Consider the following 14550-nt stretch of genomic DNA (forward strand, 5'->3'; position numbering starts at 1 on the left):
CCGGGCGCCGGCGTCCGACCGCCTGGTCTGATTTTGCACGGACAGCCGCTCGGTGTGCCACTTCGTCGCTCGAGTCCGTACAGGGTCAATACATCCGGTTGGGCGTTGACCTGGCGAAGAGCCGGTATTGCCCTATAGTTCGCGCATGAATACCGACCGCCCCGATCCCTCGGCGATAGTCACCAGGGCCGAGCTGGCAGCCGGACTTCGCGCTCTGCGCGAGCAGTCCGGTGTCACGTATCGCGAACTGGTCGAGCGCTCGGGCGGCCTGCACGGCACCGTCAGCGGATGGTTCTCCGGGCATCATGTGCCGGTGAAGGCCAGCTCGGAGATGTTCGACCGGGTACTTGCCGCATGCGGAGTGGACAGCAGAGCCGAGCGACAACGGTGGTGGGATGCCGTCGGGCGGGTCCGCTCGTCCCCGGGGCGGAAGCACTCGCGCAAGGGGCAGGCGCCGTACAAGGGTCTCGAAGCGTTCGGCGAGCAGGATCGTGAATGGTTCTTCGTCGTGCTGGGGGCGTCGGGCTCCGGCAAATCCTCGTTGCTGCGTGCGGGCCTGGCGGGCGCCCGAGAAGGTGTCACGGTTCGTTCCGGTTTCGCAGGAGCGCGGGACTTCGTCGACACCGAGACGCACACTGCAGTCCTGGTGTTCGATCAGATCGAGGAGCTGTGGACGCTGGCGACGGACGACGAGCGAGCCGCGTTCCGTGACGCTGTCCGACGGGTGCTCGACGGCTCGAGCGTCGTGGTCGTCTTCGGTCTGCGTGCGGACTTCTATCAGAACGCCATCGGGGAAGACGTCTTCGTCCGAGGACTCGGTGACAGTCCCGTCGTCGTCGGGCGACTGGGTCCGAAAGAGGTGGCCGACGTCATCGTCGAGCCCGCGCGCAAGGCAGGCATGACCGTCGACGACGCCCTGCTGCGTGCGCTGACCAAGGAGTTCGAGCCTCGTGGCTCGACGTTCGCACACGACCAGGGCGCGCTGCCGATGCTGTCGCACGCCCTTCTCTCGACGTGGCAGTTGGCCAAGGGGAACAGGCTGACGGTCGACGACTATCACGCCACCGGAGGACTCGCCGGTGCCGTGCAGCAGAGCGCCGAGACGGTCTTCGCGTCGTTGACACCCGCCCAGCAAGCACAGGCACGACGCATCTTCGTGCGGTTGGTCGACATCGACGGCGAGGTACTGACGCGTCGACGCGTGGCTCGTGCCGAGCTGTTCCACGGCGACGGAGTCGACGCCGATGTCGAGACGGTGTTGGAGGCGTTCACTGCGAGTCGTCTGCTGACGGTCGAGGAAGAAGCCGTGTCGGTCACCCACGAAGTGCTGCTGACGGCCTGGGACCGGATGCGGCTGTGGATCGCGGACGATCGGCAATGGTTGCTGACGCACAGGAGGCTCACCGACGCCGCGGTGTTGTGGGACGAGGCCGGACGCGACACCGGGTCGGTTCTGTCCCGCAGTCGACTCGACGCCGTCGAGGACTCGCTGGCAGACGGTGACAACCGCGACGACCTGAATGCCGTCGAACGTGACTTCCTCGCCGCGAGCCGCGACCGGGTCGATCATTTCCGGTCGCAGCGTCGTCGTCGGCGGCGGGTGTTGGAGGGACTGGCTGCTGCCCTCGCCGTCGTCACGGTCCTGGCAGTCGGTTCCGCCGGCGTCGCCTTCTCCGCACGAGCAGACGCGGACCAACGCCGTGCCGACGCGGAGTCTGCGCTGGCGGGACAGGTCGCCGGGACCGCAGAGCGACTCCGCGAGCTCGATCCGGGCCTGTCGGTACACCTTGCGCTCGCGGCGTACGAGACGAACCCGACCCAGGCTGCGCGCTCGGCGCTGCTCGACGCGTCGGCAATCCACGCGCCGGTGCGGCTCCCCGGCGTTCCCGGGCAATCGCGGGCGCGGATCGATTCGACCGGAACCGTGCTGGCAACGGCGGGCGCGGACGGCGTCGTGCGTCTGTGGTCGGTCGACGGGTCGGCCGCGCAACCCCGCGGGACCATCACGCTGTCAGGACCGGGGTCGGCGACGGCACTTGCCTTCGCGCCCTCGGAGCCGATCGTGGCCGTCGGAGGCGCGTCGGGCACGAGTCTGTGGGACGTCTCGGATCCGGATACGCCCGTCGAGCTGGCTGCCGTGGACGATGCCCGGTCGAAGGTGCTGGCGTTCGACGCGGACGGTCGTGCGCTGGTCATGGTGTCCGCGCAGGGCGACGTGTCGTTGTGGGATGTGTCGGACCGTCGCGCACCTGCTCTCGTCGCGAATCCCGGGACGTCGGGCGCCGTCAACGCCGCCGCGTTCGCCCCCAGCGGTGCGCTGCTCGTGATCGCGGGCGTCGGGCGGTCGTTGCGGGTCTGGAACACAGCGGACTTGCGAGCGCCCGTCGTCGATGTGCCCGCCGACGGTTCGACGAACGACTATCTGTCGCTCGCGTTCGCGCCGGACGGCCGCACACTCGCCGCCGGGACGACCGGACGGGAGGTGGCGCGATGGGCCGTCGACGAGCGTGGTGGCCTCACGAGCAGGCCCGCGCTGACCGGGTTCACCAGCTACGTCAACGACGTCGCATTCAGCCCTGACGGTTCGGAGCTCGCGGCGGTCAGCTCGGACAGTTCTATGCGGACCTGGGATGCCGCCACCGACGATCCGCGTGAGGTCCTGCCTGGTTCGAGTGTGATTCTGTCGGTCGCGTACAGCCCGGACGACAGGTCGCTGATCGCCGCAGGCCAGGACGGGATCACGCGCCTGTGGCCGGTGCCGGGTCCGGTGATGAGCGGCCAGACCGACACCGTGTTCGTCAATCCGATCGACGGCAGCGGCACCCGCATCGTCGCGGGTGTCGGCTCACGGGGAGACGGGCTGCGATTGTGGGACGTCACAGATCCTGACCGACCGGTCTCTGCGGGACAGAATCTGACGTCGACCGTGCCCTCCGACCCGCTGACGGGTGCCGCGGCCATCTCGTGGGACGGAACGGTGGTCGCGGGTGGCACCGCGTCGGGAGCCTTTCAGCTGTGGAACATCGAGAACCCGCGTAACCCGATCCCGCTGGGCGGGCCGCACCCCGCAGTCGCGACGCTCGTCGGAGCCCTTGCATTCTCGAGAAACGGTGACCTGCTGGCCGTGTCACCGCAGAACTCGTCGGACATCTCGCTGTGGGACGTGAGCACACCGGACCGCCCGGTACAGCTGGCCACGTTCGACGCAGGCAATAACCCGCAGGTCATGGCCTTCAGTCCCGACGGCCGCGTGCTCGCCGTCCCTACTCTGGCCGACGTCGTCGAACTGTGGGATGTCACGGTGCCCGACACACCGAGGCTTACGTCGACCCTGGACGGATTCGACGACGATGCGACGACGGTCGCCTTCGACCCCGACGGGCGAATTCTGGCTGCGGGCAGCGCTGATCGGACGGTCCGGTTGTGGAACGTCGAGGATTCGACGGCTCCCCGACACGTCGCGCGGATCCACGGTCCGCGCGACGCCGTCTACTCCCTCTCCTTCGACCCGAGCGGTACGCGCCTCGCTGCCGGCGTGGGCGGTCGGTCGATGTGGATCTGGGACGTGAAGGATCCGTGGAATCCGGAGAGCTACGCGACGCTGACCGCCTACGGGGACCGAGTGAACGACGCCGTCTTCACGGCCGACGGCAACGCTGTCGTCGCCGGCGGACCGAAGCAGGATCTACGTGTGTGGAGAACCGATCCCGACGAGGTCGCCTCCCGCATGTGCGATGGCGGCGGCTTGTCGGTGACGCCCGACGAGTGGGAGCAGTACCTGCCCGGCTCGCCGTACCGCGAATTGTGTTGAGAGCCTTACAGATCCGCGATGTCTATGAGGCCGTCCTGCAGTGCGCGGGCGACGAGGGCGGCCTTCGTCGACGCGGGACGGCCGACGGCTGCGTACTTGGCGCGGATACGCGTCAGGTGCGTGTTGATGGTTCCGAGGGACAGGAACAACGACTTCGCCACCGCGGTCTTCGAGTCGCAGCGGATCCAGCCCGTCAGAACCTGAACTTCGCGGTCCGTCAGGATCGGCCTGGGCAAAAAGGGTCCGGTCGCGGGTGTGGACGGGGGTAGCTGAACGGGCGGCGGGACGAGGCTCATGGTGCGCCGCGTCGACAGTTCGACGACGGGTCCGACCGCGCTCGACGGACGTACCACTGCGGCTTCGAAGCTAGCTGACATGAGATTCTCCCCGGGTTCCAAATGTTGTGGCAATGCACAACCAAAGCTGAAACTAAATCTTCACAGCTGGCGACCGGACTGTCCTGCCCTGAAAACTAGGGGCATTGAACCGACAACCTTTTCGCCCGCCCGCGCAGGCCGTCAGCTGTGTGGATGCACTTCCGGCATCGGCAGCCAGCCGTCCTCGACGGCGCGCTTGTACAGATCGGTCTTGGTCGGAGCCGGTCGGCCTGCCTCGGCGTACTTGTTGCGGATTCGAACGAGGTAGTCGTTGACGGTCTGTTCCGACAGCCCCGCCAGCCGTGCGACGCGGCCCGCCTTCTCGCCCGACGCGTACAGGGCCAGGACTTCGCGCTGACGAGGACTGAGGCCGACGTCGGGAAGCTGCGGATCACCGTCGATGGCCGCGGCCCAGTCGGTGGTGACGACCTGACCGCCATCGGCTGCGCGTCGAATCGCGGAGACGATCGCCGCGGCCGGTTCGGACTTGCGGACGACCCCGAGCACACCCGCGCGTGCGGCGGAACGGACGAGGAACGGGTTCTCGGCGCTGGTGTAGACGAGTACCTGCATCCCGCAGGAGTGCAGCTTCTCGACGTTCGCGCGGGGCGACGACCCGTCGCCGAGACGAAGATCGAGAACGACCAGATCGAGAACCCGAGTCTGGACGAGGAGTTCGTCGACGGTGGGGGCGACGGCCACCAGGTCGAGATCGGACTCGTCGGCAAGGATCGCTCGCAGTCCCATCGCAACGGATTCGTGGTCTTCGACGAGACCGATCCTGCGTGACGCGACGCCGTCCGCCGACGTCGTCGATTCCCCCGTGCCGAAAGTCATGTCCTGCCCCTGTTTCACCCGATGGGCAGTAATCGATCCGCCCGCCCGACTAGTCGACGGAACGCAGTAGTTCGTTACGGATCGAAAGTGAGGTCTTCAGGAGGTGGCAGACGCCGGGGTCGACTCGATCTCCGGAGCGGGCGGCGGTGACGTGGTCGGGGCGCCGTCGAATCTGAGCCGGGCACGAGCGAAGAGGAAGAAGAGGACGACGAGCAGACCGGCCCGTCCCCAGACGCCGACCTCGACGAAGAACTGTTCGGTCGTGGCATCGGAGCCTGCTGCCAGGGCCGCGAAGTACTTGAAGACGCCGATTCCCATCGACAGGTCCGCGACGAGATAGGCGACGACGACGCCCCACGGAACCCGCAGCAGGACGAAGAACGGCACGAGCCACAGCGTGTACTGCGGTGAGTGCACCTTGTGGAACAGCAGGAAGCCGCACAGCATGGATCCGCTCACCGCGATCCAGGGGTACATGCCGTCGAGCCGAGCTCGGCGCAGCCCGAGTATCAGCGCGAGTCCGAATGCCGCGAACACCAGCAGCGGCGACAGGATGTCGACGGTGTTCTGAAAGCTCGCTTCCGCGTGTTCGTAGTCGTCCGCGGTCATCGAATCGGTGATGTAGAAGTGCCGCACACCCCAATACCAGATCGAGTTCGTCGTGATGTCGGCCTGCCTGAGGGACTGAAAGACGAACGACGCACGCCACCCTTCGTAACCGCCGAGAGCAAAGGGCAGATTGATCGCGACGACCGTCGCTGCTGCTGCGCCGAGCACGGCGAGCCCGCCCCGGAAATCCCATCGCCCGCGGCCACCCTCGTAGACGACGTACGCGGCGAGCGGCAGTACGAACGCGCCTGGATAGAGCTTGAGACAGAAACCGATCGCGAGCAGCACCGACGCGAGCACCGCACGGGTTCGCAGCGGCAGCCGCGACGCCATCACGAAGACCGCTCCGACGGCCGCGGCGACGACCGGGAGCTCCCAGTTGTGGAAGGCGTACATGACGAGCGGTGGACCCGCCGACCACAGGAACGCGGCCCGGCCGGCGAGGCGTCCGAGCATCCACGCCGTGAGAAGACCGAACGGCGCGAGCAGCAGCGCGGACCACAGCAGGAACTCGGCGTCTGTGTGCGACGGGATCGCACCGAGCCACATCAGGACGCCACTGAGTACCGGGTATTCGACGGTCCCTCCCGTCAGCACACCGTTCGACGTGATCGCGCCGTCGAGGTAGGGAAAGATGTGGTTGTTTATGTCCCGGCCCAGCCACAGGAACTGGATGTCCGAGTAGCAGACCGAACTGTCCTTGATCGCATCGAACGCGGTACTGCGGCCGTCGTCGTCGAACGGTGCCAACGCACAGCGGGCCTTGTTCAGATAGCCGAGGATCAACGTGAACGCACACAGCGTCACCACGGCGATCATCGTCGCCGGTGAGGTGCGCACCCCTGATCGCATGAAGCAAGACTATGTCGCCGACGGCCCGGCATCGGTACCGTCATCTGATTTCGCAGGTCAGGAGCCGCTCGTGTACCCTCCAAGGGTTGCTGACGCAACGACCCTCCTGCCACGGATAGTCCGTGGCCGTTTTCACTAGTCCACAGGAGGTGATGAGGTCTTATGCGTCATTACGAATTGATGGTCATTCTGGACCCCAGTCTGGACGAGCGCACGGTCGCTCCGTCACTGGATACGTTCCTCAACGTCGTTCGCAAGGACGGCGGCAGCGTCGACAAGGTCGACGTCTGGGGCAAGCGTCGTCTGGCCTACGAGATCGCCAAGCATGCCGAGGGCATCTACGCCGTTGTGAACCTCAACGCCGAGCCCGCCACTGTCAGCGAACTCGACCGTCAGCTCGGACTCAACGAGTCCGTTCTGCGTACGAAGGTCCTGCGACAGGGCAAGTGATTGTCGTTGCCCGCCTCTAGGCTGGCATCAACAAACGACTTTCTACTGAAAGAGGAACCATGGCAGGCGAGACCGTCATCACCGTCATCGGCAATTTGACGGCAGATCCCGAACTTCGTTTCACCCCGGCCGGTGCGGCCGTGGCCAACTTCACCGTTGCGTCCACCCCGCGCACGTTCGACCGTCAGACCAACGAATGGAAAGACGGCGACGCACTCTTCATGCGCTGCAACATCTGGCGTGAAGCTGCGGAGAACGTGGCCGAGAGCTTGACCCGTGGCTCGCGAGTCATCGTGAGCGGCCGGCTCAGGCAGCGTTCGTACGAAACGCGTGAAGGCGAGAAGCGGACTGTCGTCGAACTCGAAGTCGACGAGATCGGTCCCTCCCTGCGCTACGCCACCGCGAAGGTCAACAAGGCCAATCGCGGAGGCGGCGGCGGGGGTGGCTTCGGTGGTTCCTCGGGTGGATCGGGCGGCGGCCGTTCCAACTCCAACTCGGGATCGAACTCCGGTGGAGACGACCCGTGGGGCAGCGCCCCGCAGGTGTCGGGCTCCTTCGGTGGGTCGCGTGGTGGGGACGACGAGCCTCCGTTCTAGATCCTTCGCGATCGAGAACAACCAGACGTAACGGAGAAAGACCCATGCCGAAACCGCCATTGCGCGACAAGGTGCTCAAGAAGAAGGCGTGTTCCTTCTGCAAGGAAAAGAACACGCAGATCGATTACAAGGACACGACGCTGCTGCGTAAGTACGTCAGCGACCGCGGCAAGATCCGCGCGCGTCGAGTCACCGGCAACTGCGTCCAGCATCAGCGTGACGTGGCCGTTGCCGTGAAGAACTCGCGTGAGGTAGCTCTGCTCCCTTACGCCGCGACGGCTCGATAAGAAAGGGGCGATCACTCATGAAGCTGATCCTCACCGCTGATGTGGACAACCTCGGTGCGCCCGGCGACACCGTGGAGGTCAAGGACGGCTACGGCCGTAACTTCCTGCTGCCCCGCGGCCTGGCCATCCCGGCCACCCGTGGCGCTCAGAAGCAGGTCGAAGGCATCCGCCGCGCTCAGGAAGCTCGCGCCGTTCGCGGCCTCGAGCACGCCAACGAGCTGAAGCAGGCCATCGAAGGGCTCGAGTCCGTGTCGCTGTCGGTCAAGACCGCAGGCGATTCCGGCAAGCTGTTCGGCTCGGTCACCGCGTCGGACGTCGCTTCTGCCATCAAGGCAGCGGGCGGCCCCGTCGTCGACAAGCGCAGCATCGATCTGCCGAAGGCTCATATCAAGGCAACGGGCAAGCACGACGTCGTCGTGAACCTGCACCCCGATGTGGCTGCCAAGTTCAAGCTCGAGGTCGTCGGAGCCTGATTCCGGCTTCCGGCCCACTACGGCTGAAGAAAGCCCCACGAAACACTGTTTCGTGGGGCTTTTTTCGTGCCTTGTCACAAGAATGAAGTGCTGCAAACGATTTCATCTGTGAAGCAGGTCTCATGGGGGGCGGTCGGTGTCCGTTTTGCGTACTGTCGGTTACTGGGCGACACACGAACAGACAACTACGACAAGACACGCACATGACCGATCGACGTCTAGACGCCCGGAGGACCTGCCGTGACAACGACAGTGGACAAGGATTCAGCAGGGGCTGAATCATCGAAGAAGGATTCCGAGCAGACGTCTCGGGTCAGGGGAATTCTCAGGTACGACGTTCCAGCGTCGTTGGTCGTTTTCCTTGTGGCAGTACCGCTTTCGATCGGCATCGCAGTCGCGTCGGGAGCACCCATCATGGCCGGCCTCATCGCCGCGGTCATCGGTGGCATTCTCGCAGGCGCACTGGGTGGTTCGGCATTGCAGGTCAGCGGTCCTGCGGCCGGACTCACCGTGGTGGTAGCCGAACTGGTCAACCAATTCGGTTGGGCAGTAACATGTCTCATCACCGTCGGGGCCGGTGCAGTCCAGATCCTGTTGGGACTCAGCAGGATCGCACGACATGCACTCGCAATCTCTCCGGTGGTGGTGCACGCGATGCTCGCCGGGATCGGTGTCACCATTGCGCTGCAACAGATTCACGTCCTCCTCGGCGGGGAATCCGAGAGTTCCGCAGTGGAGAACCTGCTCGCCATTCCGACGTCCGTCGCCGACGGTCAGTGGCCGTCCATCTTGGTCGGCGGCGTCGTCGTCGCGCTGATGCTGATCTGGCCCCGACTCCCCGGTGGGGCGTCGAAGGTGCCCGCCGCGCTCGTCGCTGTCGTCACGGCAACCGCGATCTCGGTGTTCATGGATCTCGACGTCGAACGAATCGACCTGCCCGGCAACCTGATCGAGGCACTGGCACTGCCGGCCATCCCGGACGGCCAGTGGGCGGGCATCGCGACGGGTGTCCTCACGATCGCGTTGATCGCCAGCGTCGAGAGCCTGCTGTCCGCGGTTGCGATCGACAAGATGCACACCGGCCCGCGCACCAACTTCGACCGAGAACTACTCGGCCAGGGTACGGCCAACATGGTCTCCGGTGTCGCGGGTGGTCTACCGGTCACCGGCGTGATCGTCCGCAGCGCCAGTAATGTCAAGGCAGGAGCCAAGTCTCGCGCCTCTGCGGTTCTTCACGGCGTGTGGATTCTGATCTTCTCGGTGCTGTTCATCTCGGTGGTGGAGCTGGTGCCGTTCGCCGCGCTCGCCGGTCTGTTGGTGATGATCGGTGTCCAGCTGATCAAGTTGGCGGACATCAAGATTGCGCGTAAGACGGGTGACATCGCCGTGTACGCGGTCACTGTCGTCGGCGTCGTCGTACTGAATCTGCTCGAAGGCGTGCTGATCGGACTCGCGCTCGCGATCTTCCTCGTACTGCGTCGCGTCGTCTGGGCCAACGTGCATGCCGACGAGACCGTCGACGGTACGTGGCGAGTGCACATGCAGGGCTCGCTGAGCTTCCTGTCGTTGCCGCGTCTGACGCACGTGCTGTCGTCGGTTCCCGCCGGCACCAAGGTGCACATGGAACTCGCCGTCGACTTCCTGGATCACGCTGTGCACGATCAGTTGCAGGAATGGATTCGGCAGCACGAGCTCGGTGGCGGAACCGTCTGCATCGAAGAGAACGGGTCGGCCTCGTTGGCTGCGGCAACGGAGGGGCCGCCGAAGCGTGGCCTCGGAGCGGTCCGCGGTTCGCTGGCGCCGTGGTCGGCATGGCAGCTCAAGAGCGACACCGTCGCCGACGATCATCCGCCTGCTCTACGGCCGGTGCTGTCCGGCGTGGCCGAATATCACCGCACGCATGCCGAGGCGATCAAGCCGCACCTCGAAGGGCTGGAGGAGTTCCAGGATCCCGACACGTTCTTCCTGTGCTGCGTCGATTCACGGGTCATGCCGAACACCATCACGAGCAGTGGCCCCGGTGATCTCTTCACCGTCCGCAACATGGGCAACATGATCCCGGCGCAGGGGCAGGACACGTCCGTGGAGGCTGCGCTGGCGTACGGCGTCGACGTCCTGGGCACCAGCTCGGTCGTCGTGTGTGGACATTCGGGCTGTGGAGCGATGAAGGCCGTCATGGCTGGTCCTGAGAAGGCCGGCGACGAGCGCGTCGGCGAATGGTTGGAACATGGCCTGGCGAGTCTCGAGGCTTATCGGAGCGGCCACCCCGTCGGTCGTGCGGCCGAGGAACTCGGCTTCTCCGAGGGCGATCAGCTGGCGATGGTCAACGTGGCCGTGCAGCTGCAGACATTGACGCGGCACCGCGTCGTCGGCAAAGCGTCGGCCGAGGGCAGGTTGCGGGTGACCGGACTGTTCTTCGACATCCCGTCGGCCCGCGTTCTTCAGATCGGCACGAAGGACATCACCGTCCTCGACGGGCCCACGGACTAGGGGCTGATCGAGGGGTTGATCGAAACCCGCGTCTCGGATCCGTCCGCGGCGCGGGTTTCGCCGTTGCTGGGCCGCTGTCTGCGCGGGTTGCAGTGTGTGCGCGGGTTGTAACGTGCACGGCTGCTGGAAGGTGCGCGGTTGGGTGGGGTGCGCGGGGCTGGGTCGCTGTCTGCGCGGGTTGCAGTGTGTGCGCGGGTTGTAACGTGCGCGGCTGCTGGAAGGTGCGCGGTTGGGTGGGGTGCGCGGGCTGGGCCGCTGTCTGCGCGGGTTGCAGTGTGTGCGCGGGTTGTAACGTGCGCGGCTGCTGAAAGGCGCGCAAATACGAGAGCCGCGCGGCCGCAAAACAAGAGGCCGAACGTCCGCAATGTCGAGGACCGAATGGTCTGTATCTACCGCCGAGTAGGGAAACCGGGTCGTTTGCCGGGATTTGTGAGTGTTCCCAGGCACTGTGACCGGATTCACTCTCCAGTTCACTTGCCATTTACTCAACACGCCCGAGTTGTCAAACTCGGGCGACACGCCGGGTGATAATTCATACACAGGACAGAAAGTTTCTGCACAGTCCCTACGCTGCGGATATACCACCTCGGAGCGAAGTTATACCCAGGTTGTCCCCAGATGGTCAACACAGTTGTTCAACGCTATCCACATTCGATCCACAGATTCATCCACAGCCCGTGTTGTGACGCGAGACGAGACCACATAACGTGCCTCCAGCGTGTCTCCGCGGCCCGGTTGGGCGTGAACGGCGGCGGGGACGTCTCGGCATCTACGGGGGTGTCGGTGTGCCGATGTACAACTTGTTCCGACGGGTCGCGAAGTGGTAGCGGCCGGCGGTGTGCGATGGGAAGGACGGTCGAGTTCGCGTGGCAGTTGTGGACGATCGAGGGCAGCCCGACTACTCCTCCGAACCACCCCCCAGCGAAGCGCCCGGTGAGGATTTCGGTCGACAGCCTCCACAGGACATGGCGGCGGAGCAGTCCGTCCTCGGCGGCATGCTGCTGAGCAAGGACGCCATTGCGGACGTTCTCGAGGTGCTTCGACCGGGTGACTTCTACCGCCCGGCTCACCAGAGCATCTACGACGCCATCCTCGACCTCTACAGCCGCGGTGAGCCCGCCGACCCGGTGACGGTGTCGGCCGAGCTCGATCGTCGCGGTGAGCTCAAGCGCATCGGTGGTCCGCCGTACTTGATCACCTTGACGCAGACGGTGCCGACGGCAGCCAACGCCGGCTTCTACGCCGAGATCGTCGGCGAGAAGTCGATCCTGCGCCGTCTGGTGCAAGCAGGCACTCGCATCGTGCAGTTCGGTTATGCGGGCTCGGACGGTCAGGATGTCGCCGAGGTCGTCGACCGTGCGCAGGCCGAGGTGTACGAGGTCACCGAGCGTCGTACCGCCGAGGACTTCCTGCCTCTGGAAGAGCTGCTGCAGCCGACGATGGACGAGATCGACTCCATCGCCAGCCGCGGCGGCATCTCGCTCGGTGTGCCAACCGGATTCGCGGAGCTCGACGAAATCACCAACGGTCTTCACGCAGGTCAGATGATCATCGTGGCGGCTCGTCCTGGTGTAGGTAAGTCTACCCTAAGTATGGATTTCATGCGTTCGTGCTCGATCAAGCATGGACTGCCGAGCGTCATTTTCTCCCTGGAGATGAGCCGCACCGAGATCGTGATGCGTCTGCTGTCTGCAGAGGCGAAGATCAAGCTCGGCGACATGCGTTCGGGCAAGATGACCGACGACGACTGGACACGGTTGGCGCGTCGTATGAGCGAGATCAGCGAGGCGCCGCTGTTCGTCGACGACTCCCCCAACCTGACGATGATGGAGATTCGTGCGAAGGCGCGTCGCCTGAAGCAGCGTCACGGGCTGAAACTCGTTGTGGTGGACTACCTTCAGCTGATGTCGTCGGGCAAGAAGGTCGAATCACGTCAGCAGGAGGTCTCGGACTTCTCTCGTCAGCTGAAGCTTCTCGCCAAGGAGTTGGAAGTGCCGGTGGTCGCGGTCTGTCAGCTCAACCGTGGTCCCGAGCAGCGCACCGACAAGAAGCCCATGGTGTCCGACCTCCGTGAGTCCGGATCGCTCGAGCAGGACGCCGACATGGTCATCCTGTTGCACCGTCCCGACGCGATCGAGCGTGACGACCCGCGTGGCGGCGAGGCCGACTTGATCCTCGGCAAGCACCGAAACGGTCCGACCGCGACCATCACCGTGGCGCACCAGTTGCACCTGTCGCGGTTCGTCGATATGGCGCGGGGTTAGGTTCTACCCCGCCGCTGATTCCGTCGAGGCACCGAACCCGAATACGGATCGAATCGCCGAAGCGGGCCCGGAAATTACCGGGCCCGCTTCGGTACGTATCAGGCGAGGGGGCAACCGACGTTGTAATCCCAGTCGGTGCCACCGGGGCCGGTGACCTTCACGAGCACCGAGCTTTCTGCTCCCGGCGGAAGGTTGATGACAGTCCCGCCGGTGCCCTCGTTGATGTCGTCGCCGATCGGTCCGGTGCTGAAGACGAGAGCTCCCTGATAGAAGACGTCGATGACGTCCGGGATGTCGTACGTCTCCCATGAGATCCCGAACGACAGTGGTCCGCTGCGTCCCAGGTCGTGGTTCGTCTGGGTGATGCCGGGCCCGCCGGCGATGGTGGCGTTGTTGCAGAATTGGCGTGGCGCAGCCGATCCCGACCCGGGAAGGCTGTTGAAGATCGAGATGCCTTCGTCGAATATTCGACGTGCACCTCCGCGAATATCGCCGTCCAGGATGCTGCTGCCGGCGTCGAGGAAGGCGCTGCCACTGTTCACTGCGCCTTCAGCGCTACCGGTAGTGATGTCCGCGCTGCCCGGAATGGGCTGAGCCGCAGCGACTCCCGGTGCGAGCAACGCCAGTGACGCCGTTGTTGCGGCAGTCATTGCTACGAGAATTCGTCGTCCAATCAACATGATTTACTCCGACTCAGGGGTGAGGGCAGGGTCGGAAATCATGATGGCAGCGACGATGCGTCCGGAATATCCTCCGATCGGCTGTCCGTCGATGGATATACAGGCGAGTGTGTGCGCGGGCCCTGTCGTCGCCGTCAGGAACCGGACGCGGCGCCTACGATGGTGCGACCATGCACAGACGACGCGACCTGCGTCGCGACTTCCCGAACCTCCGCAGCCAACACGTCGGCCGGCTTGGTGTCCGACTCGTGCAACACGGTCGTCGAACCGACTGTCGCGCCGCAGTATTCGATGATTCCCCGTTCCATCTGAATCCGGATGGCGTCGTGGATGTCGTGCCGACGGAAGCTGTCGGCGTCGTCGCCCGCAACCGGGACCAGGTGGATCGTCAGGCGTCCCAGCCTCTTCTCGAAGCTGCTACCCGGTGTGTAGTCGAATGCCCAGCCGTTCACGAATACCCGGTCGATCCACCCCTTGAGAAGGGCGGGGAACGACCACCAGTACATCGGGAACACCAGCACGAGATGGTCGGCGCGATCGATGCGTTCCTGTTCCACAGCAACGGCTTTCGGCGTCGAACCCTTGCCCCGGTAGAAGTCGAGGTCACTGGAATCGAACCTCGGATCGAATCCTTCGGCAGCAAGATCCGCGAGTTCGACGCCTCCTCCCGCGGCGCGCAGGGCATCGGCTGTCGCGTGTGCGACGTGGTGGGTCAACGAGTTCGGGTCGGCATGGGACACCACGACAAGGCTGTTCATGAGAAGTCCTTTCGGAGGCGAATACGCTATGTACCAACGGTAGGTTACTATCGGTACATAGCGCAA

Annotated in this window: 12 protein-coding genes; 7 read left to right on the top strand and 5 right to left on the bottom strand. The window is 64.9% G+C overall.

The features are described from left to right. Window positions 1–145: 145 nt before the first annotated feature. A complete protein-coding gene (locus A3K89_RS21950) occupies window positions 146–3811 on the top strand; it encodes an nSTAND1 domain-containing NTPase (RefSeq protein ID WP_068430706.1) in 3666 nt (1221 codons plus the stop codon). 5 nt (window positions 3812–3816) lie between these two features. On the opposite strand, the gene A3K89_RS21955 is transcribed toward A3K89_RS21950, so the two are convergent. From A3K89_RS21955 to A3K89_RS21965, 3 genes are all read right to left on the bottom strand, one after another. Next, on the bottom strand, window positions 3817–4188 hold the full coding sequence (locus tag A3K89_RS21955; RefSeq protein ID WP_068430709.1) for a response regulator transcription factor: 372 nt from the start codon (window positions 4186–4188) through the stop codon (window positions 3817–3819). 141 nt (window positions 4189–4329) lie between these two features. Then, window positions 4330–5025: a response regulator transcription factor gene (locus tag A3K89_RS21960; protein WP_068431025.1), complete on the bottom strand. Its 696-nt coding sequence runs from the start codon at window positions 5023–5025 to the stop codon at window positions 4330–4332. 96 nt (window positions 5026–5121) lie between these two features. Beyond that, the gene (locus A3K89_RS21965) at window positions 5122–6486 is read right to left on the bottom strand and encodes a glycosyltransferase family 87 protein (RefSeq protein WP_174551492.1); all 1365 of its coding nucleotides are present in this window, start codon (window positions 6484–6486) and stop codon (window positions 5122–5124) included. Window positions 6487–6648: 162 nt separating this feature from the next. Here A3K89_RS21965 and rpsF point away from each other — a divergent pair, with 162 nt between their 5' ends. The 6 genes from rpsF (at window position 6649) to dnaB (ending at window position 13046) form a co-directional block, all read left to right on the top strand. Then, a complete protein-coding gene (gene rpsF / locus A3K89_RS21970) occupies window positions 6649–6936 on the top strand; it encodes a 30S ribosomal protein S6 (protein ID WP_068430711.1) in 288 nt (95 codons plus the stop codon). Between the two features lie 59 nt (window positions 6937–6995). After that, entirely contained in the window at window positions 6996–7532 is a 537-nt protein-coding gene (locus tag A3K89_RS21975) for a single-stranded DNA-binding protein (protein ID WP_068430714.1), read from the top strand. 44 nt (window positions 7533–7576) lie between these two features. Further along, window positions 7577–7819: a 30S ribosomal protein S18 gene (gene rpsR, locus A3K89_RS21980; RefSeq protein ID WP_019665161.1), complete on the top strand. Its 243-nt coding sequence runs from the start codon at window positions 7577–7579 to the stop codon at window positions 7817–7819. A 17-nt stretch (window positions 7820–7836) separates the two neighbouring features. Continuing rightward, window positions 7837–8292, top strand: a complete 456-nt coding sequence (rplI, locus tag A3K89_RS21985; protein ID WP_068430717.1) for a 50S ribosomal protein L9 — start codon at window positions 7837–7839, stop codon at window positions 8290–8292. A gap of 240 nt (window positions 8293–8532) precedes the next feature. After that, window positions 8533–10782, top strand: a complete 2250-nt coding sequence (locus tag A3K89_RS21990) for a SulP family inorganic anion transporter (RefSeq protein ID WP_068430720.1) — start codon at window positions 8533–8535, stop codon at window positions 10780–10782. Window positions 10783–11648: 866 nt separating this feature from the next. Further along, the gene (dnaB, locus tag A3K89_RS21995) at window positions 11649–13046 is read left to right on the top strand and encodes a replicative DNA helicase (protein WP_084423983.1); all 1398 of its coding nucleotides are present in this window, start codon (window positions 11649–11651) and stop codon (window positions 13044–13046) included. 98 nt (window positions 13047–13144) lie between these two features. On the opposite strand, the gene A3K89_RS22000 is transcribed toward dnaB, so the two are convergent. Both A3K89_RS22000 and A3K89_RS22005 read right to left on the bottom strand, forming a co-directional pair. Then, window positions 13145–13696, bottom strand: coding sequence for a hypothetical protein (locus A3K89_RS22000; RefSeq protein ID WP_157105410.1), 552 nt, complete (start codon window positions 13694–13696; stop codon window positions 13145–13147). A gap of 164 nt (window positions 13697–13860) precedes the next feature. After that, window positions 13861–14484, bottom strand: coding sequence for an NAD(P)H-dependent oxidoreductase (locus A3K89_RS22005; RefSeq protein ID WP_068430729.1), 624 nt, complete (start codon window positions 14482–14484; stop codon window positions 13861–13863). Between the last annotated feature and the right edge of the window lie 66 nt (window positions 14485–14550).

Origin of the sequence: Rhodococcoides kyotonense, from assembly GCF_001645385.1 — a bacterium.
GTDB classification, from domain to species: domain Bacteria; phylum Actinomycetota; class Actinomycetes; order Mycobacteriales; family Mycobacteriaceae; genus Rhodococcoides; species Rhodococcoides kyotonensis_B.

Excerpts from the sequence above, each read along its gene's own strand:
- A3K89_RS21955 (WP_068430709.1), bottom strand. The coding sequence starts at position 4,188 with ATGTCAGCTAGCTTCGAAGCCGCAGTGGTACGTCCGTCGAGCGCGGTC.
- rplI (WP_068430717.1), top strand. The coding sequence starts at position 7,837 with ATGAAGCTGATCCTCACCGCTGATGTGGACAACCTCGGTGCGCCCGGC.
- A3K89_RS22000 (WP_157105410.1), bottom strand. The coding sequence starts at position 13,696 with ATGACTGCCGCAACAACGGCGTCACTGGCGTTGCTCGCACCGGGAGTC.
- A3K89_RS21950 (WP_068430706.1), top strand. The coding sequence starts at position 146 with ATGAATACCGACCGCCCCGATCCCTCGGCGATAGTCACCAGGGCCGAG.
- rpsF (WP_068430711.1), top strand. The coding sequence starts at position 6,649 with ATGCGTCATTACGAATTGATGGTCATTCTGGACCCCAGTCTGGACGAG.
- A3K89_RS21965 (WP_174551492.1), bottom strand. The coding sequence starts at position 6,486 with ATGCGATCAGGGGTGCGCACCTCACCGGCGACGATGATCGCCGTGGTG.
- A3K89_RS21960 (WP_068431025.1), bottom strand. The coding sequence starts at position 5,025 with ATGACTTTCGGCACGGGGGAATCGACGACGTCGGCGGACGGCGTCGCG.
- rpsR (WP_019665161.1), top strand. The coding sequence starts at position 7,577 with ATGCCGAAACCGCCATTGCGCGACAAGGTGCTCAAGAAGAAGGCGTGT.
- A3K89_RS22005 (WP_068430729.1), bottom strand. The coding sequence starts at position 14,484 with ATGAACAGCCTTGTCGTGGTGTCCCATGCCGACCCGAACTCGTTGACC.
- A3K89_RS21975 (WP_068430714.1), top strand. The coding sequence starts at position 6,996 with ATGGCAGGCGAGACCGTCATCACCGTCATCGGCAATTTGACGGCAGAT.